The organism is Terriglobus roseus DSM 18391 (assembly GCF_000265425.1).
In the GTDB taxonomy this organism is placed as follows: domain Bacteria; phylum Acidobacteriota; class Terriglobia; order Terriglobales; family Acidobacteriaceae; genus Terriglobus; species Terriglobus roseus.
The window spans coordinates 2,909,067-2,927,543 of sequence record NC_018014.1 but is presented as its reverse complement, the minus strand read 5'-3'; the positions used below and the strand labels follow the sequence as shown (position 1 = coordinate 2,927,543).

13 protein-coding genes, 1 tRNA gene and 1 pseudogene are annotated in these 18,477 nt (G+C 59.2%); 5 read left to right on the top strand and 10 right to left on the bottom strand.

The window, feature by feature from the left end:
• Window positions 1-102: 102 nt before the first annotated feature.
• Window positions 103-1,155: an aminopeptidase gene (locus tag TERRO_RS11985; protein WP_014785920.1), complete on the top strand. Its 1,053-nt coding sequence runs from the start codon at window positions 103-105 to the stop codon at window positions 1,153-1,155.
• A 79-nt stretch (window positions 1,156-1,234) separates the two neighbouring features.
• On the opposite strand, the gene TERRO_RS11980 is transcribed toward TERRO_RS11985, so the two are convergent.
• The 8 genes from TERRO_RS11980 to TERRO_RS11945 form a co-directional block, all read right to left on the bottom strand.
• On the bottom strand, window positions 1,235-2,104 hold the full coding sequence (locus tag TERRO_RS11980; protein WP_014785919.1) for a hypothetical protein: 870 nt from the start codon (window positions 2,102-2,104) through the stop codon (window positions 1,235-1,237).
• 189 nt (window positions 2,105-2,293) lie between these two features.
• On the bottom strand, window positions 2,294-2,446 hold the full coding sequence (gene rpmG / locus TERRO_RS11975) for a 50S ribosomal protein L33 (protein WP_014785918.1): 153 nt from the start codon (window positions 2,444-2,446) through the stop codon (window positions 2,294-2,296).
• A 5-nt stretch (window positions 2,447-2,451) separates the two neighbouring features.
• Window positions 2,452-2,673 (bottom strand): 50S ribosomal protein L28, encoded by a 222-nt coding sequence (rpmB, locus tag TERRO_RS11970; protein ID WP_014785917.1) that lies wholly within the window; start codon window positions 2,671-2,673, stop codon window positions 2,452-2,454.
• A gap of 500 nt (window positions 2,674-3,173) precedes the next feature.
• Window positions 3,174-3,953, bottom strand: a complete 780-nt coding sequence (locus TERRO_RS11965; protein WP_014785916.1) for a ZIP family metal transporter — start codon at window positions 3,951-3,953, stop codon at window positions 3,174-3,176.
• Between the two features lie 341 nt (window positions 3,954-4,294).
• A complete protein-coding gene (pabB, locus tag TERRO_RS11960; protein WP_169315306.1) occupies window positions 4,295-6,250 on the bottom strand; it encodes an aminodeoxychorismate synthase component I in 1,956 nt (651 codons plus the stop codon).
• A 101-nt stretch (window positions 6,251-6,351) separates the two neighbouring features.
• Window positions 6,352-7,056 (bottom strand): helix-turn-helix domain-containing protein, encoded by a 705-nt coding sequence (locus TERRO_RS11955; RefSeq protein WP_014785915.1) that lies wholly within the window; start codon window positions 7,054-7,056, stop codon window positions 6,352-6,354.
• Window positions 7,057-7,080: 24 nt separating this feature from the next.
• Window positions 7,081-8,133 (bottom strand): ribonucleotide-diphosphate reductase subunit beta, encoded by a 1,053-nt coding sequence (locus tag TERRO_RS11950; RefSeq protein ID WP_014785914.1) that lies wholly within the window; start codon window positions 8,131-8,133, stop codon window positions 7,081-7,083.
• A gap of 115 nt (window positions 8,134-8,248) precedes the next feature.
• Window positions 8,249-10,726: a ribonucleoside-diphosphate reductase subunit alpha gene (locus TERRO_RS11945; protein ID WP_014785913.1), complete on the bottom strand. Its 2,478-nt coding sequence runs from the start codon at window positions 10,724-10,726 to the stop codon at window positions 8,249-8,251.
• A 453-nt stretch (window positions 10,727-11,179) separates the two neighbouring features.
• Here TERRO_RS11945 and TERRO_RS11940 point away from each other — a divergent pair.
• A tRNA-Ser gene (locus TERRO_RS11940) sits at window positions 11,180-11,271 on the top strand.
• Window positions 11,272-11,751: 480 nt separating this feature from the next.
• Window positions 11,752-11,928, top strand: a pseudogene (locus TERRO_RS23920) (toprim domain-containing protein); the annotation flags it as partial.
• Between the two features lie 33 nt (window positions 11,929-11,961).
• Here TERRO_RS23920 and TERRO_RS11935 read toward each other — a convergent pair.
• Both TERRO_RS11935 and TERRO_RS11930 read right to left on the bottom strand, forming a co-directional pair.
• Window positions 11,962-12,885 (bottom strand): carboxypeptidase-like regulatory domain-containing protein, encoded by a 924-nt coding sequence (locus TERRO_RS11935; protein WP_245536076.1) that lies wholly within the window; start codon window positions 12,883-12,885, stop codon window positions 11,962-11,964.
• A 467-nt stretch (window positions 12,886-13,352) separates the two neighbouring features.
• Window positions 13,353-13,847 (bottom strand): carboxypeptidase-like regulatory domain-containing protein, encoded by a 495-nt coding sequence (locus tag TERRO_RS11930; protein ID WP_157178321.1) that lies wholly within the window; start codon window positions 13,845-13,847, stop codon window positions 13,353-13,355.
• Between the two features lie 285 nt (window positions 13,848-14,132).
• On the opposite strand from TERRO_RS11930, the gene TERRO_RS11925 reads away from it, so the two are divergent.
• Window positions 14,133-16,514: a cohesin domain-containing protein gene (locus TERRO_RS11925; RefSeq protein WP_014785910.1), complete on the top strand. Its 2,382-nt coding sequence runs from the start codon at window positions 14,133-14,135 to the stop codon at window positions 16,512-16,514.
• 130 nt (window positions 16,515-16,644) lie between these two features.
• Window positions 16,645-18,435 (top strand): type II secretory protein PulD, encoded by a 1,791-nt coding sequence (locus tag TERRO_RS11920; protein ID WP_245536075.1) that lies wholly within the window; start codon window positions 16,645-16,647, stop codon window positions 18,433-18,435.
• The last annotated feature ends 42 nt before the right edge of the window (window positions 18,436-18,477 follow it).

Sequence of the window (18,477 nt, the reverse complement as noted above, 5' to 3'; positions counted from 1 at the left end):
CCAAGCGGCATACCTGGAAGACCCCGGCGATTTCTGCCGGGGTCTTCCATTTTCGGCTGGGGGCGAGCCGGCGCGGTACGCTTAAGCATCTGAAGGAGAACGATGCCAGCAGCCTATATCTCGACGCGTCTTTCCTCTGTGCCTTTTCCGCCGTCGTTTGGCCAAGGCGCACGTAATGCTGTGACCACGTGCCTGCGGATTCAACCGGGCGAGAAAGTTACGGTCATCACCGATGAGAAGACGATGGCGATCGCGGCGTCGATCGCTGTGGAACTGGACCGGATCGGCTGCCAATGGAATGGCTTTGTACTCGAGGAGCTTGCTCCTCGGCCGTTGATCGGAATGCCTGCTGCTGTGCTGGAAGACATGGAGTCGAGCCAGGTGAGCATCTTCGCCGTGGAGGTGCAGCCGAATGAGTTGCGCAGCCGGATGGAGATGACGGATGTTGTGAACCGCCGCCGCATGCGGCACGCCCACATGGTGAATGTGACACCCGAGATCATGGTGCAGGGCATGCGCGCGGACTTCAGTGCGGTCGATGCGCTGTCGCAGGCGGTTCTGGATCGCGTGCGTGAGGCGACTTATGTGCGTGCGACGACTGCTGCTGGAACGGACATCCACGCGCAACTAAACCCGAACTACAAGTGGTTCAAGACGTCGGGCATCATCTCCACGGAGAAGTGGGGAAACCTGCCGGGCGGCGAGTGCTTTACGGCTCCGGGTGAAGTGAACGGTGTGTTTGTGGTCGACGGTGTTGTTGGCGACTATCTGTGCGCTCGTTATGGCATCCTGCGGGAGACGCCGCTTTCGATTGCTATTGAGAACAATCGGATCGTTCGGATTTCCTGCGAGAACAAGCAGTTGGAGCGGGAATTCTGGGCTTACACGCACACGGACGAGAACAGCGACCGCGTGGGTGAATTCGCAATTGGGACGAACATTGGCGTGCAGGAAGTGATCGGCAATATTCTGCAGGATGAGAAGTTCCCTGGCATCCATATCGCGTTCGGTGATCCATATGGCGCACATACAGGAGCGCCGTGGAAGTCTTCGACACACATCGATGTGGTCGGTCTCGGCTTCAACATCTGGCTGGGTGATGCTGAGGGCGAGTCTCAGATCATGCGCGATGGGGTGTTTCTGATTCAGCCTTAACGATTCCGGAGCGCGAGAAGTAAAAAGGGGGCCATGTTCATGGCCCCTTTTTTTATGTCTGCTGTTGCGGTGCGAACGCTTACTTTACTGCGATGGAGCTGCGCAGCGTGAAGGTGATGGCACTCTCCGACGGGATGATGGTGTCGCGGCTGCCGGTGTACGCTCCTGCGACGGTGCCTGCGCCTGCGCCGGACATGCCGCCGATCAGGGCACCCTTACCACCGCCGGCCAGACCGCCGATGAGCGCACCGAGACCCGCGCCGCCGCCGATGAAGCCTGCAGTGCGCTTGCCGCGACCCTTGGTGCGTGCGATGTACTCGCTGGTCTGCACGCGGTAACCGCCGATGTTGGTCAGCTCGATGCCGATGGCGCCGGCGCCGGTGAAGTGGCCCCGGCCGTTGGCGCTGACGATCTCGCCACGCACTGAAGTACCGCGGCGGAAGACTGTTACTCCACGCACCACGATGGGGGAGTTAAGCTCGCCGCTGAAGCTGGTTCCGGGGCCGCCGCTATGTTCTGCCGAGAGCGATTCGTTGGTGCGGATGGTTACACGAGTACCAGCGGGGACGACCAGTGCCGGTGCGGGAGCGGGTGCCGCTGCGACCGGAGCTGCGGCAGGTGCGGGTGTTGCCGCGGGTGCGGGTGCTGTCGCGGGTCCGCTGGGGGCATAACCGGGCGCTGCTGCCGGGGGCATGGGAGTTACTGATCCGCCGGGTGCGACAGCAACTGGAGCACCGGTTGCGGGCGAGATGGCGGTGGAGCCATTGCCTACAGCGAGGACGGTGGAGCCGACGGGGAGCGGCTGGCCGGCGGCGATGACCTGTACGCTGCCATCGGGCATACGGACGGTGGTGGAGCCGGCGGTTGCGGCGTTATTGCTGTGGCAGCCGGCCAACATGGCCGCGGAAAGTGTTGCACAGAGCGCGAGCGAACGAACGGAGGGATGCATCCTGATGCTCCTGTATAAGACTGCGGACGCCGAACCTTTGTCATTGGATGGCCGTGCGTCATTTTTTGGTAGATGCAGCCGCAGCGTCGAAGTCGCCTACCGGCGAAAGTAAATTGTGCGGAAGCGCACACACACGAACGCCGCGATCCGGAGATCGCGGCGTTGCGAGAGAGTATTGGAAGGGAAGAGTTAGATCTTCGCTTCGCGATACGAGACGTGCTTACGCACGACCGGATCGTACTTCTTGAACTCCAGCTTAGCGCTGGTGGTCTTGGGGTTCTTGGTCGTGGTGTAGAAGTGGCCGGTACCGGCGCTGGAGACGAGCTTGATGATTGTGCGCATGTCCGTTATCCCTTCGCCTGGAGCAGGGCAGCTTCTACGCCCAGCTTGTTAATGGTGCGGAGGCCGCGTGCAGACACGCGCATACGCACAAACTTCTTCTCGCTCGGAACCCAAATGCGCTTCCACTGCAGGTTCGGCTCCCAGCGGCGACGCGTCTTATTGTTCGCGTGCGACACTTTATTTCCAGCCATCGGCCGTTTGCCGGTGATGGGACATACCTTCGCCATACCAATCTCCTGATGCCGGGTCTGATGTTTCAGACCAACCCTACGATTATGTCACGATTTCCACGAATTATTACACGCTTTTGTTGCGTTTCGGAGCCGGCAGAGGGAGAACCATGGGTGGTTCGCCGTGACCCCCTCCCCCCCCCCTCAATTTTCGTAAAAATCAGATTCGAAAGGGGTTAGGTTTTGCAGCGCCTGTAAAAATTAGATTCTATTGGACTTACACGCAAAAATTAGATTCTAAAGGATTTAGCTCGCGCCTAAAACGCCGTTATCCTCTACTCTTTCTATTCTAGCGGAATTCCTCTAATTATCCGCCACTTGTAAGTGGCTTTGAATGTGATGTTTAGATGGTCCAGGGGCTTGACAAGATTTCAGCGTGACGAGGATAGCGGTTCGAGATCCGTGCGAGCTCCGCCCTTGGAGGAATCTCCGGCGGGCTCCCTTCCCAGGAATGAGCCGTATTCGTCGCTCCATGGCGACCGGATGGTGACTCGGAGTCAGCTACCGGGGACTCGCAGGACCAGTGCTACGAGGATCGCTCCGGCGATCATGCAGGCGAGTTGCAGGCATACGCTGCGGATGGTGCTTTCTCCGGGGAGTTCCGGCATGAGGTTCACCAGGGCGATGTAGACGAAGCTGGCGGCACTTACGGGCAGGAGCCAGTTGGTTGCGTCGAATGTGTGGCCTGCCACGCCCACGATAGCTACCCCTGCCATGGCTGCCGCGGCGATGAGCAGAAGGAAGCGCTGGGCGCGGGCGGGCGAGACGTGGAGGTGGCGTAGCAGGGCGTAGTCGCCCATGCGGTGCGGCACTTCATGCAGCGTGATGGCAACGGCGGTTAGCCAGCCGATGCGACGGCCGGCGGCGAAGGCTGCGGCGACCGAGACACCATCGACGAAGCTGTGCAGCATGCCACCGAAGATGAGCGAGACGGGGCGTGCGCCGTGTTCGTGGTGATGATGGTGATGCGGACCGCAGTCGGGCTCGCCCTGCGCGGGCGTTTCGACAGGATGGCCGGTGAGTGTGGCGAAGATCCGCTCAAAGCAGAAGAGCACGAAGATGGTGGCGAGGAAGGTGAACCAGAGCGCCGGCCGATTGCCGACGGTGATGATGGCTTCCGGCATGATGTGCAGCAGCGCCGTTGCCAGCAGAACGCCGACGGCGAGACTGACGAGATACCCCATGCCGCGTTCGAGCAGGCGATGCCGCGCACTGAGCCAGAGCGCTGCCGCCATGGCCACTGCCTGAATCGCCGCTACGGCAATGCCTGCTTCCAACGTTTCCTCGTTCCTTAATTCTTTCGTATGCCCCTGAGAGATTCCCTCAGCGGCTAAAGCCGGTCTCTCTTGAGTTTGTTGATGGCATGGCTGAAGCCATGCCCCTCCGAAAGCAAAAGCTTAAATTCTTGCTTCCGATGTCCCTGGTGCTGAGAGGTCTTGTGCGCGTCTGATGGGTTCCGTAAGCGGCGAACGCCGGTCTTTCTTGAGCTTGTTGATGGCATGGCTGAAGCCATGCCCCTCCGAAAGCAAACGCTCAGGTCCTTGCTTCGAAGCAAGAGCTTGATGGTTGAGGATCACTTCGGCGAGAGGCACTCTATCAAGACTACCTTCTGTAAGCCTCATCTTCCTACAAGTTGCGGCGGGTGCGCGGCGATCTTGTAATGGATGCGCTCACCGTCTGGTAGTTGCAGAGATGCAATGCAGCCGGTGCCCCGTATGGCGTTGCAGAGACAGAGATGGTCTGCCGTTCGCAGGTCACTCATGGTGATGGATCGTTCCCGGATCAGGCCTGCTTCGAGGAGTGCTGCGCGGTAGGTACCGGGCAGGCAGCCACTGGCGAGCGGTGGTGTGAGCCACTGTCCCTGCAGGCATGCCAGCAGCGACGAAATGCAGCCCTCGGTGATCTCACCGATTTCATTCCGGAAGAGGGCTTCGTCGTGGCCTGCGGCATGCGCTTCGCGCAGGGCCGGATCGTACTCCGGGCGGAAGGTGCTCTTGTGGCGGAGGTACGGAGCTTCGCGGCTCGTGATCTGTCTTGCGAAGCTCACCTTTAGATGGGGCTGCCAGTTGGGAGCGTCGGCATGCTGAAGCTCAACCGCGCCATTGCGGTGGAGAAGCAGTCGCAGACGCCTGGGTTGGCCGTCCCACTGGGTGCTTGCTTCTGCGATGGTGGCGAGGATGGCTTCTGCGTCGAAACGGAATCCGAGGGATGCGGCGGAGCTTTCGAGGCGCTGCAGATGGAATGGGAGCAGCGGTATTCTTTCCGCGAGTTCCCGCTCATGCGCAAGAGTGCCAATGTCCGGGGCAGCCGGGGTGGTGCCCATCCAGCGCATTGTTTCGATCAGTTGGATGGGTTGGGCTGCGCGTTGCAGGAAGGCGGTTTTGAGGAGGCATTCGTCGTATTCGCCGGTGGAGGTGGAGTCTGCGACGATGCCGCCGCCGACTCCTAACACCATCGTTTTGCCGTCGAGTACGACGGTGCGGATCGCTACGTTGAAGCACGCGTTGCCGTCCGGTGCAAAGTAGCCGATGGCGCCGGTGTAGATGCCGCGTGGGTGGTCCTCGATCTGTGCGATCAGTGCCATGGTGTGACGTTTGGGTGCGCCGGTGATGGAACCAGAGGGGAAGAGTGCGCGGAAGACCTGATACCAGGCGAGCCGGTGGGGCGTGCGGCCGGTGATAGTGGAGGTCATCTGCAGCAGCGTGGGATAGCGCTCGACTTCGAAGAGGCGATCGACGCGGACGGTGCCCGCTTCGCAGATGCGGCCGAGATCGTTGCGGAGAAGGTCGACGATCATGACGTGTTCTGCGCGGTTCTTCTCGTCATTGCGCAGGGACTCGGCGCGCGCGTCGTCTTCGGCTGCGGTTGTGCCGCGCAGCGCGGTGCCTTTCATGGGTTTGGTGGTCAGCGTGCCGTCGGGTGTGGCGCGGAAGAAGAGTTCCGGTGAGAGGCTGAGGACGGTTTGCTGCGGTAGCAGGTTCAGGATGGCGCCGTAGCTGCATGGCTGCTGCGTTTGCAACGCCGCGTAGAGCGTGGCTGCGTCGTCGGCGTACGGACTTAGTGCGTGGGTGGTGAAGTTGAGCTGGTAGGTATCGCCGGCGGCGATCCACCGCTGGATGCGGGCGATGGCGGCGGTGTAGTCTTCGCGGCGGATGCGCAGCATGGGAGCGATGGGCAGCGGTCCAGGCCTGGGCGGTTCGGGCTCATCCGTGGAGTCGCTTGTGTGGTCGAAGATGCGCGGCGCGGTGTAGATGCCGAAGGTTGCGAGCGGCGTCCTGGTTACTCGTGTGGGCAGGTCGAGGAAGTGGGAGCCGGCTTCGTAGTCCAGGGAACCGGCTACCCAGTGGCCTTCGGCGAGGGCCTGCTCGATGGCTTCGAAGAGAGACGGAAGTTCTTGCGGCGAGTGCGCGGTGAGGACGCGGTCAGCGGCGAGGAAGAGATAGGAGTGGTGCTGCGTTTCGCTTGGGAGTGAAGACTCAAGCAGGACCGTGCCGGTCTGGTCGAGGGCAGCCCTGCGCCAGGACGCGGGGAGCGGCGTCCATTTCCTTGGCTGGTCTGCGGGAACAGAGGGCATGGCAATAGTGTCTCGCGTCCCGTGCGTCGGGGTGTGCGAAACGAAGAACCCCATGTCTCAGAGAGGGAGACGTGGGGTTCTAACTGTGTCGTCGGATGTGTCTAGTTGCGGTTGGGACGCGTGATGATGATGGCGCGTGCGCGTTCGCCGGGGTCGCAGGTGTACTGGCGCTTGCGCATGGCGTCGAGCCAGGCGACATCACCGCATTCCAAGGTGCGTGTTTCCATCTCAGAGACGAGGGTGAGGGTACCTTCGACGACCATGGTGAATTCAACGCCTTCGAAGATGCGGGGCCGGAAGCAGACCTCTTCGGCGGTACCGCGAAATTCTGCGATGCAGGGAACCATGCTGCTGTCGGCGATGAGGCCGCTGAGGTTTTCCGAGAGGAAGGTCGGTACGGTTCCGGCGTTCTTCTGCAGGCGTACGCGCTCCGACTGGCGGAGGATGCGGAAGGTGATGGGCTGCTCGTCGCGGAAGAAGTACGAGAGATCTTTGCCGAAGGTGATGGAGATACGCGCCAGGTTTCGAACCGTGGGGACAACACGACCGGTTTCCAGCTGGGACAGGAAGCTGGCCGAGAGGCCGGTTTTCTTGCCGAGTTCGACGAGACCCATGGAGCGTTTCATGCGGAGGCGCCGGATGCGGTCGCCAATCTGCTTCGCTTCAATGGTGGACTCGACCTGGTTGGGCTCTACCACATCCACCGCGTCGGGGATGCGAACTTCTTCTTCCACTCGCATGGTTTTTGAGATGGTGAACAGACGAAAGAAGCTGCCCGGCGATGTGCGGGCAGCTTTCTTTGTCACTGGATTATCGTGCGGAATTGTTCGTTAAAAATCTTCGCCAAAGCCAACTTCGCCTTCGACCGCGGTCTGGTAGGCCGAGACGCGGCGTTCGAAGAAGTTGGTGAGCTCCTGGACGTCCTGCAGCTCCATGAAGCTGAAGGGGTTCTTGGTCTTGAAGTGAGGCGCGATGCCGAGTCGCTGCAGGCGGCTGTCGGCGACGTAGCCGAGGTAAGCGCGCATGTCGCGGACGGAGAGTCCGGCGACGCCGCCGGAGAGCAGATCGTCTGCGAATTGTGCTTCGCAGTCAACGGCTTCCTCGAGCATTTCGATGATCTGGCGCTCAAGATCGGCGTCCCAGAGGTCTGGTTCCTGCTGGCGGACGGTGTTGACGACCTCAAAGGCGAACTCGAGGTGGCAGCTTTCGTCACGGAAGACCCAGTTCGTGCCCGATGCCAGGCCGTGCAGCAGGCCCTTCGAACGGAAGAAGTAGACGTAGGCGAAGGCCGCGAAGAAGAAGAGGCCTTCAATCGACGACGCGAAGCAGATGAGGTTGAGCAGAAACTGGCGGCGGTGATCGCGCGTCTCGAGCGTGTCGAGGGCCTGGATGGAGTCCATCCACTTCATACAGAACTCGGCTTTCTTCTGGATGGAGGGGATGTTCTCAACGGCGGAGAAGGCCTCTTCGCGCTCTTTCTGGTCGGGGACGTAGTTGTCGAGCAGCGTCAGGTAGAACTGGACGTGCACGGCCTCCTCGTAGAGCTGGCGCGAGAGGTAGAGGCGCGCTTCGGGCGAGTTGATGTGCTTGTAGAGATTGAGCACGAGGTTGTTCGAGACGATGGAGTCGCCGGTCGCGAAGAAGGCCACGAGGCGCTTGATGGTGTGGATCTCGGCCGGGCTCATCTTCGAACGAAGATCGACGAGGTCGGTGGAGAAGTCGACTTCTTCCACGGTCCAGGTGTTCTTGATACCGTCGCGGAACATGTCGTAGTAGACCGGGTACTTCATCGGACGAAGCGTGAGACACATGCCGGGATCAAGGATGGAGATCGGTGCTGCGACGGAGTTAGCCGTGGTTACTGGCGTTGCGATGGTGGACATTGGATAGGACTCCTAACGAACTTGTTTCGCCTGCGTGCGGCGGGCGTGCTTTCTGCAAAGCACGCGGGATAACAGGGCGTGCGGGGCCGCCTTAAGGCCGCCCCACACGTATGTCTTACTGGCAGGCCTCGCAGCTCTCAGGGTTTTCGAGAGAGCAGGCGATGGCTGCGGAGGCGTCGATGGGCTGCTGCTCCGGCTCGGGGACGGAGACGTTCTGCAACTGGGCCTGTGCGGTCTGCGGCAGGCTGGAGGACATGGCGCCCTTCTGTACGGTGGTCTTCGCGATCTTGGTTGCGGGACGCGAACGCAGGTAGTAGGTCGTCTTGAGGCCCTGCTTCCAGGCGTACATGTACATGGAGGAGAGGCGGCCGATGTTGGGCGACTCGCTGAATAGGTTGAGCGACTGTGCCTGGTCGATGTAGGCGTTGCGTGCTGCTGCCATATCGATGAGGCTGCGCATGGGGACTTCCCAGACGGTGCGGTAGATGAGCTTCAGCTCGTCGGTGAGGTCGTCGATGTTCTGTACGGAACCTTCGGACATCTTGAGCTTCATGCGCATCTCTTCGTTCCACATGCCGAGTGCCTTGAGCTCGTTGATGAGGTAGCGGTTGACCTGCAGGAACTCGCCTGAGAGGGTTTCGCGCTTGAAGAGGTTGGAGATCTGCGGCTCGATGCACTCATAGCAGCCGACGATGGATGCGATGGTCGCCGTAGGTGCGATGGCGATCAGTAGGGAGTTGCGCACTCCAGACTGCTTGATGCGCTGGCGCAGTGCCTCCCAACGCTCGGGCTCGCTGGGCGTGATCTTCCATAGGTCGAACTGGAAGTTGCCCTGTGCGAGGCGGGTCTCGTTGAACGAGGGGTGCGGTCCGTTCTTCTCGGCGAGCTCGGTGGTGGCGAGCATGGCGTAGTAGTAGATCTCTTCCTGAATCTTGGTCGAGAGTGCCTGCGCTTCGGGGGAGTCGAAGGGAAGACGCATCTGGAAGAAGACGTCCTGCAGACCCATGACGCCAAGGCCTACGGGGCGCCAGCGGTTGTTGGCCTTGAGGGCCTGCTGCACCGGGTAGAAGTTGATGTCGATGACGCGGTCGAGCATGGGCACGGCAACCCGGACGGTGTTGGCGAGCTTCTCGAAGTCGAATACCGTCTTGCCGTTTTCGTCAGTCTTCATGTGACGACCTAGGTTCACCGAGCCCAGGTTGCACACAGCCGTCTCGTCCTTGCTGGTGACTTCCGTGATCTCCGTGCACAGGTTCGACAGATGGATCACGTTGCCGGGCAGGCCTGTCTGGTTGTTCTTGACGTTGCAGGCGTCCTTGAAGGTCATCCAGCCGTTGCCGGTTTCGGCAAGCGAACGCATCATGCGTGCGTAAAGGTCTCGCGCCTTCATCTGGCGGTAGTAGATCTTGTCTTCTTCGGCCTGGATGTAGGCCTTTTCGAACTCTTCCCCGAAGAGGTCAGGGAGCTGCGGGACGAGCTTGGGGTCGAAGAGCGACCACATGCCGTCCTCGTCGACGCGCTTCATGAAGAGGTCGGGAATCCAGTTGGCGAGGTTCAGGTTGTAGGTGCGGCGGGAGAGATCGCCGGTGTTCTCGCGGAGTTCCAAGAAGCTCTCGATGTCCGCGTGCCAAGGCTCGAGGTAGACGCAGCATGCACCCTTCCGCTTACCGCCCTGGTTGACGGCGGCGACGGAGGAGTCGAGCGTACGCAGCCACGGCACGATGCCGTTGGAGAGGCCGTTGGTGGCACGGATCAGCGATCCTTCGCTGCGGACGCGGTGAAAGGCGAGGCCGATGCCGCCGGAGAACTTGCTGAGCAGCGCGACGTCCTTGTAGGAGTCGTAGATGGATTCGAGCGAGTCCTGCGGTGAGTCATGCAGGTAGCAGCTCGACATCTGCGGGTGCTTCGTACCGCTGTTGAAGAGCGTGGGCGACGACGGCATGTAGTCGTGCGAGGAGATCAGGTTGTAGAACTCAATTGCTTCGTGCGGGGTGCCGGCGAGACCGCAGGCGACGCGCAGGAAGAAATGCTGCGGGGTCTCGATGACCTTGCGGGAGAGGGGATCGCGGAGCAGGTAGCGGTCGTATACGGTGCGCAGGCCGAAGTACTCGAAGCGGTCGTCGTTGTCTTCCTTGATGGCCTGGTTCAGCTTGCGCATGTGGATGCGTACGAACTCTGCGACTGCGGGCGAGACGATGCCGACCTGCGCGCCGTACTCGACGGACTGCGAGAAGGAGTGCAGGTTTTGACCGGCGACTTCCTTGAGGATGGTGGCCAGCAGCAGCCGCGAAGCCAGCTTGGAGTACTGCGGCTCTTCCGCAATAAGGGAAGCGGCAGTGTCGATGGAGATGGCGTCCAGTTCGCGGGTGGTCGCGCCGTCATAGAGACCACCGATGGTCTTGGATGCGATGCGGATCGCATCGACGTGCTGCAGGCCGTAGCCAGAGCGCTGCACGGCGCGGACGATCTTGTTGACGTCTACCGGTTCGAGAGCGCCGTTCCGCTTTTTGACGTGCATGACGGGCGTTTCTTCGCGGGCGGGGAAGCCGGGAAGGATATCGGAAAGGCTGGTCTGGACGGTAGTGCTCGCCATGGTGCTCCTTGCATGCGCCATTGAAGGCGCGCTGCCGAAATGGGGTGGAGAACATTCGTTTCGGGCGATGTGTTTCCAGCAAGACCGCCTTGCCTTCGACCATCGTCTAACTGCTGCTTTTTTCGCTTTAGCTTCGCTTGTGCAGGGATCGCTGGGGAGCGGTGCCATGCACTGCATCGGAAGTAGATGTACTTTAGCTCGTGCCGGGTGACCGCGCAAGCACAAGATGTGGGATGCCGGTGCAAAAGTCTGGCGGCACTTGTGGTCGTTCCGATGTGGGTAACCGCAACTTCAACTGTACGAAGAGTTGCCGTGGAAATGTGGTCCCGGAACTTGAGAAAGTGCTTCGACGGCGAAGAAGGCGGATAACCGCGTGGGGTGGGAACGGTGGTTCGCATTCCGCGACAAAGCGGTTTGCCGTGTCCCGTCCGAACCTCTATACTCGATCAAGTCGGAGAGTTGGCAGAGCCCGGTTGAATGCACCTGACTCGAAATCAGACATAGGCGTAAGTCTATCGGGGGTTCGAATCCCTCACTCTCCGCCACGACCTTCATTAAGTTCTACACGGAACGCCATAAACCCCTCTATCTGAGGGGTTTATCTGTTTCTATGCCTTCCACACAGTCTGCCGGATGTCTACCTGCTCCTACTGGTACGCATACTGGCGGAAACTCCGTTGGAAAGCGTCCCTATTCATCTCTTTGGCCCCGAGGCTGGAAGTGGGGGACTGAAAGTATCGACGAAGGAGCGTCGATATCCAGGATATGTACGCGAGCTTATTCAGAAGAGCCATTGGGCTGATCGCCCCGCTCGCCGAGATTCCCGAATCAGACTTACACCTATCCTAGGGAAGCAGTTGCGTTCCTTGGTTTAGGACTCGAGGATTGCGATCTTAAATGCGCCATTTGACCCGCGACGGGAGGGCCTAAGCTACATCTTTAAGATGTGTGGCGAGCTCGAGTCAGGTTTGCCCGATGTTCAAAACCTAAGACAGTGATGATCGAGGGCAAAGGGGGACGCGACCACTCTGTACGCCGGCGGCATCAAGACGGCTGTAGCGACTTGCGGCACAGCGTTCACCGTCGCGCACCTTGAACTGGCGATCGCCAACGATATCCGTAAGATCGTGTTGGTCTTCGACCCGGACAAGGCTGGCGAGCAGGGAACTGACAATCTTTGCAAGTTGAGATCCCACAGGTAGGGCCCTCTGACGACATACCGGCGGTGGCCCTACCTACGGTTGGATCTTTCCGCTGGTGGACGAAGTCCCCGTTCGCGGGACATTCTTTGTAATGTGCTTATCGAGAAATTCGTGCAGCAAACCGCCCGCTGCGCGTCCTCCCATGCTGATTATTGCATTTGTAAAGACCAAGCCATAACCGCGGTCAGCATGCGGATAGTAGAGGTTCGATATCATGCCGGCCCCAATGTCGCCGAGCAGGTAGGAGTAATTCGGAGCCGTATGGCCATTGTCGTTTCGCACAGCCACAGCGAAGCTGATGGCGTGCAAGGCGCGTGACTTGGTCGTGCCCGTCCCCTGATAGAAGTAGCGAGGATCCTGGTGAAGGAGAGAGGGGAAGACTGCATGGCTCAAAATGCTCTGGAAGAGACCGTCGCCATATGCGGCGGCGTAGCGTTTTCCGTATCCTGCCGCACCTGATCCGTAACCAGCATACGAGTTATTCGCTTGTTCCACGCCCGCTACGATTGCCGTGCCAGCAAAGCGCGTTGGATCGAGAAACTCATGAAGCGCTAAGCCGTACTTCTGCTTCGCGGTCATTGGCGCTGCATCGTGCACGAAGCTGATGTAGTAGTTGGGCAGGATGCCGATCAGTCGCTGTTTCTCCTGTGCCTTAATCTGCTCGGCTGCGATTATCTCCGTCGGTCGTACGGTCACCTCACTGCTGGCGGATGCGATCCCCAGCGTGATTGCGTAGATCGCCACGGCCTCTTGCGAGCCGACGTCGAAACTCTCGGTGGTGTATCCCTCAAAGCCATTCTGCGGCAGCACGACGACACGGTAGGTCCCGGAAGCCACTTTGCCAAAGGTGAACTTTCCGTCGATATCCGTTGACGCTTGCCGAATGTCCTTACCAGCAACGTCTTCCAAGTGGAGAGCAATCCCCACGATGGAAGCGCCGGCAGTGTCAAGAATCATGCCCGACAGTGTGGAGTCACCTTGTGTCGTGGCCTGCGCTATTGCCATGGACGATGTGCTCTGTGGAGTTGGGCCATCTGGCAGGTGGAGCGCGGCCTGGTTCTGGCCCCAGAGAGGAAGGGCGACAAACATACAGCTCATAGTAAGCAGGCCTAGCCGTGCGCAACTTTGTTGATAGAGCTGGACGACATCGCTCGCAGTCTCTTCCACGTGCGGTGGTGTGAGAGCGCACGCCGCGCCGACCGACTCATCTCTCTGACCGACGCGATCTGGACCGCCCAATAGTTGTTTCAGCTTCAGCTGGTGCCTCACGAATTCTGGAAGACAAGATCCCTCTCGTCCACCGTGACATGGTGAATAGTTGTGCTTTCCTTACGGTCCGCCATCGAGTGATGGCGATCACGCTGGCCTTCGGGGAGACAGCTCTTGATGCCGGGTGCTTCTTCCGACTGAGGTCGCCGACAGAACTACTGCTTTGCGGTCTCGATAGTCTTCGGAGCTTCCGATGTGTGGCTGTCGGCTGCGATGTGGAAGTTCATCGTCACGTCATGCATCCCCATGAACGAGCTGACAGGTTTGACCGGAGTGGTTATTTCGCCTGCTTTTGCCCATACCTGGTAGTCGTGATCGAGTGGCAGACCACCGAAGATATAGTTCCCGTTCTCGTCCGCAAGAAGTTGACGCACTTTCAAGGTTCGATCGTCCTTGAGGAAGACCTCAGCCCGTGGGATTCCTTTTTCGTGGCCGTCTCGCACAACTCCCTGCACGACGCGCTGCGGCACACGGTACGGCGCGTTGCGCTCAACGCCGCCGCCGCGGACGCTGACAATCGCTTTGAATGGGGCGGGTCCTGCCAGCGGCGCACCTTGTGCTGCCGCAAACCGACCGAAGATTAGAATGGCGCCCGCAAGAGCCAAGCAGGATCGCAGAGCGAGGGAATTACCACTGGAGTTTAAAAGCATGCGCAATGTCTTGCTCCTTCTGCAGCGGTCCTATGGATCACTGCGGCCGCGTTGGCTTTAGAAGAACGCTTCCGGTTTGTTGCCGTGGTCACGGTTTGTAACAAATTGTCATCGCCGCAGTCCGTTGGTGCTGCATGAGTGCACCGCCTGATCAGCTGCCTGACAGGATCCTGAAATGTCACGAGTGATGATGACAATTCGTTACCGACCGGAGTGCCGCCGAAGACTTCGTTGAACGTCTATCGCACTGTGAGCCGACAATATTCCAAAGTTTTTCGACACGAGATGGCTGACTGTAAACGCAAGGTATTTCTATCGCTTCTCTGTGCGGTAGTTACCTGCGTTGCTCCAAACAAATCCCTGGCGCAATCCGCGGCGAAATGGGACAAGCGCGGGAACGAGGCCGAGCTGCGTAATGATTTCGACGCAGCCTTTGAGGCCTATCGTCAAGCGCATCTACTGAAGCCGAAGGATCTCCGCTACGAGACCCACTATGAGCGGATGCGCTTCCAGGCATCGAACGCACATCTGGATCGTGGGCGTGTCTTGCGGCAATCTGGCGACGCCGGCGCCATGAAAGAGTTCGCGCGCGCCCTGCAGATCGACCGGGGAAATCAATCGGCTGCACAAGAGCTCCTCGCCTCAGAGGAACCATCCAATGCATCGCATGCGTCGGGAAGTGCGGTTGCTGGAGGAGGCGGTGCGGCCGCTCCGGTGGGGAACTTACAGGCACAGCATCAGAAGCGCGTGCGTCGCGAGATTGATTCTTTGGACAGTCCGGTCGAGCTCGCGCCAATTTCGATGGACCCTATCACCATGCACCTTGTTGAAGACAGCAAGGTCATCTATCAGGCGATCGCAAAGCTGGCGGGCCTCAATGTCATCTTCGATTCCGACTACAACTCGAGACGGATTGCGGTGGACCTCTCCAACGTGTCGCTGAACGATAGTCTCCGAATCGTCGGTAAGATAGCCGGGACGTTCTGGTCTCCACTTACGGAGAACACGATCTTTGTTGCGCAGAACAATCGCGCGAAGCATACCGACAATGACGGTCTTGCGGTAGAGACGTTCTATTTGACAAATATGTCGCAGCAGAATGATGCCAACGAAGTACTGACTGCGCTCAGGAATCTCCTCGATCCGAGTACCAAGATCTTTCTACTCGCATCGCAGAACGCCATTGTGATCCGTGCGACCCCAGCCGAGCTGGTGCTGGTTCAGAAGCTGATTGATGACTTTGATCGGACGCGCTCGGAAGTGGTCGTAGACGTTGCGGTTCTGGAGGTAAGCCGTGATCTGGAGCGGAATCTAGGCATTACGTTGCCGACGAGCTTCAGTGTGAGTGCCCAAGCCAGCAATGCGAATTCCACCAGTTCTTCGAGCTCATCGTCAACGTCTACTAGTACTTCCACCTCGGGATTGACGCTGAACACACTCGGCAACTTGAACGGCACCAACTTCGCCGTGACTTTGAGCAGCGCTTCGCTGAACGCGCTGCTGTCTGACTCGGACACGCGGGTTCTGCAGAATCCAAGGGTACGCGCGAGTGATGGTCAACAGGCGACGCTCAAGATCGGATCAAAGATCCCCGTCGCAACCGGTTCGACAACTTCCACGCTCACATCGACTGCCACAGCGACGACGCAGTTCACTTACGTGGATGTGGGTGTCAACATCGACATGACACCCACGGTTCATCTTGATCACCAGGTATCACTCAAGATGAAGATCGAAGTCTCCTCGCAGACAGGGTCAACCACCATCAGCGGCGTCTCGGAGCCGATCATCTCCCAGCGCTTGGTGCAGCAGGTGATTCAACTCAAAGACGGCGAACCATCCATTCTGGCTGGGCTTCTTCAGCAGAGCGATACCAAGAGCGTAAGCGGAACGCCTGGGCTAGGAGAGCTACCGTTTCTCAAATATTTTTTTAGCAGTCAGGACAAGAAGCAATCGAGCGACGAGATCGTCTTCCTACTGATTCCGCACATCGTTCGGGAATCACCCCTGACCGAAGCGAACACGAGAGTGATCGACAGCGGCACCAGCCAGAGCATCGAACTGCGGCATCGCGGCCCGAATGGCAGACTCAGCGATACGAAGGATGTGGACGATGTTGGAGGCAAAGAGCAGGCTGCCACCAGTCAGCCGACGTCTGCCGCGAACGCTGCCTCGGCCATGCTTGGACAGCTTGCGGCGCAGGCGCGTCCGCTGGTATCACCCACAACCAAGACAAGCGGCGCGATACCAAGTGCATCGGTAGTCCTTCAAGTGGTACCGTCCGCAGTGAATCAGCAGATCGGATCCACCTTCCAGGTGGCTGTGACGGCTTCCCACGCGGTCGATCTATTCAGCGCTCCGTTCCAAGTAAATTTCGATCCCAAGGTGTTGTCGCTCGTGCGCGTGGACAACGGAGAGCTCCTGGGCCGTGACGGTCAACCCGCGGCGTTGCAGCAACGCGAGAGCGGCAATGGAGTGGTCTCCGTATCCGTGGTGCGGCCACCAAATGCTGGTGGGGTGACGGGTGATGGAAGCCTTGTGATCCTTACGTTCAAGGCGGTAGGCAGTGGAGATTCGACTCTAACCCTGACGAACATGAACGCCACTGACAGCAAGCAGAGTGGCCTGGCTGTCGTCGGGAAACCTGGGGCGGTGCATGTTCAGTAGATGGGAGGCGGGACTTGTTTTCTTGCTTCCCCTCGGTGCTGCGTGCGCAAGTCCCGGTATCACTTGCGCAAGCACGGTGGTACTCAGTAGCAGCAGTAATCAGAGCGAGTCGCAACCATCTGCTGCGGATGTGCCGACGACCACGGCGCATACCGGGTCGCGAAGACAAAAGCGGGAGGCAGACGACGCCTATCTGGAAGGAGCAAAGTTCTTCGCGCGCGGAGAATTTCAGAAGGCCCAGCGCCAATTTGAACGAGCCGTCCACCTCGACCCTGACAACCGAACCTACGTCCTGGCGCTGCTCTATGCGCGTGAGGTTGAGGTGAAGCGATTAATGCAGGCCTCCTTCAAGTCGCGCCTTGCGGGCGATGCTGGAGAGGCCGACCGCTTGTTTGCGGGAGCAAGAACTCTCGATCCGAACAACCCGCTCGTACTGCAATTCGCCGACACCCTACGTAAAACGACAGGGCAGCAGGAGCGGCGTACGTCAGAGGAATTTGAGGGACCGCTTGCCTTGACACCCTTTGATGGGGTCCGGAGTTTTCATACGAGTGGCGCCACACAGCAGGTCGTCCGCGAGGTTTACAGGGCGTTCGGCATCGAAAGCGTCTTCGATCCTTCTGTCCTGAGTGGGAAGAACCTTCGCATCGATGTCGATGATGTTGATTTCCTGGGGGCAGCCCGCGTGCTTCATAAGGCGGCCCATCTCTTCGCCGTACCACTGGACTCGACGAGCGCCTTGATTGCAGATGACGCAGAAGAGGTGCGTGGATTGCTCATGCCACTGGTGGAAGAGACCATCTATCTCTCCTCGCAGAACCGGCCGCAAATGCTGGAACTCGCAAATGTCCTGCGTTCACATTTTGATCTGACGCATCTGGCGGTGAATGCCGACAGCGGCATCATCGTTGTTCGTGGTCCACAAGCATCCGTGCACCGCATCCATGATCTGTTGACCGAGCTTGCTGTGCGAACTGCAGACATCCTGCTCGACATCAACATCTACGAAGTCGACAAGACTACCGCCCGCAAGATCGGGTTTGCACCGCCGACCTCGGCCACTGCTACTGACGTCTCTGGCACGGCACAGAAGCTGATCTCAGATAACCAAACCCTACTCAATGAATCTATCTCGAGCGGTGCGTTGACTCTCTCGGGCACGACTTATCAGCAGGAACTGCAGGAGGTCGCATTCCTCGTGGCAGCCGGCGTGTCTGGAAGTAGTTCCCTTACAAGCATCCTTGGAACTGTCGGCAGCCTGGAGGGTGTTCCGCTGCTGGGAATATCTATGGGTTCGACCAGTTTGAATATGCTCTTGAACTCCACCGACGTCCGGATGTTGAATGCGCTCCAGATACGCTCGAGTGACCGCCACGAGGCCACGTTGCGTGTCGGATCCCGCTATCCAATTCTGACGGCAATCACGACTTCGGCTTCGAGCAGCACTGTAGCGCAGGAGTTGGCGGCTGCTGGGGTCAGCAGTTCCGTCATTGCACAGCTCACTGGGTCCAGCGGCAGCGGTAGCAACACGACGCCGCAGATCCAGTTCGAGGATATCGGCCTCACGCTCAAACTGACACCACGGCTCCTTCGGGACGGAGACGTGGAATTGAATCTCGACTTCAAGCTCGAATCCCTGGGAGGAACCGGGGTCAACGATATCCCTATCCTCAACAACCGGGCGCTGAAGTCGACCGTTACCATCGCCCCTGGCCAATCGACCATGCTTGCCGCCCTGGTAAGTACAGATGAAGCAAAGGCGCTGGACGGTTTGCCTGGGATGGCAGATCTACCGGGTTTCCAAAGCACCAACAAGAACTCCGACGGAACCAGGAACGAGCTTTTGATCACAGTGACGCCGCACGTGGTGAGCGACTCTGCGATGCACGTCAGCACCTACCGCGTCGGTGACAGATTCTGATTGGAACGAACTCCACATACCGTCGCGACTGACTCTTGTCAT

Bases quoted from the DNA above. Each gene is read 5' to 3' on its own strand.
- TERRO_RS11985 (WP_014785920.1), top strand. From the start codon at position 103: ATGCCAGCAGCCTATATCTCGACGCGTCTTTCCTCTGTGCCTTTTCCG.
- TERRO_RS11980 (WP_014785919.1), bottom strand. From the start codon at position 2,104: ATGCATCCCTCCGTTCGTTCGCTCGCGCTCTGTGCAACACTTTCCGCG.
- rpmG (WP_014785918.1), bottom strand. From the start codon at position 2,446: ATGCGCACAATCATCAAGCTCGTCTCCAGCGCCGGTACCGGCCACTTC.
- rpmB (WP_014785917.1), bottom strand. From the start codon at position 2,673: ATGGCGAAGGTATGTCCCATCACCGGCAAACGGCCGATGGCTGGAAAT.
- pabB (WP_169315306.1), bottom strand. From the start codon at position 6,250: ATGCCCTCTGTTCCCGCAGACCAGCCAAGGAAATGGACGCCGCTCCCC.
- TERRO_RS11950 (WP_014785914.1), bottom strand. From the start codon at position 8,133: ATGTCCACCATCGCAACGCCAGTAACCACGGCTAACTCCGTCGCAGCA.
- TERRO_RS11945 (WP_014785913.1), bottom strand. From the start codon at position 10,726: ATGGCGAGCACTACCGTCCAGACCAGCCTTTCCGATATCCTTCCCGGC.
- TERRO_RS11935 (WP_245536076.1), bottom strand. From the start codon at position 12,885: ATGATTCTTGACACTGCCGGCGCTTCCATCGTGGGGATTGCTCTCCAC.
- TERRO_RS11930 (WP_157178321.1), bottom strand. From the start codon at position 13,847: ATGCTTTTAAACTCCAGTGGTAATTCCCTCGCTCTGCGATCCTGCTTG.
- TERRO_RS11925 (WP_014785910.1), top strand. From the start codon at position 14,133: ATGGCTGACTGTAAACGCAAGGTATTTCTATCGCTTCTCTGTGCGGTA.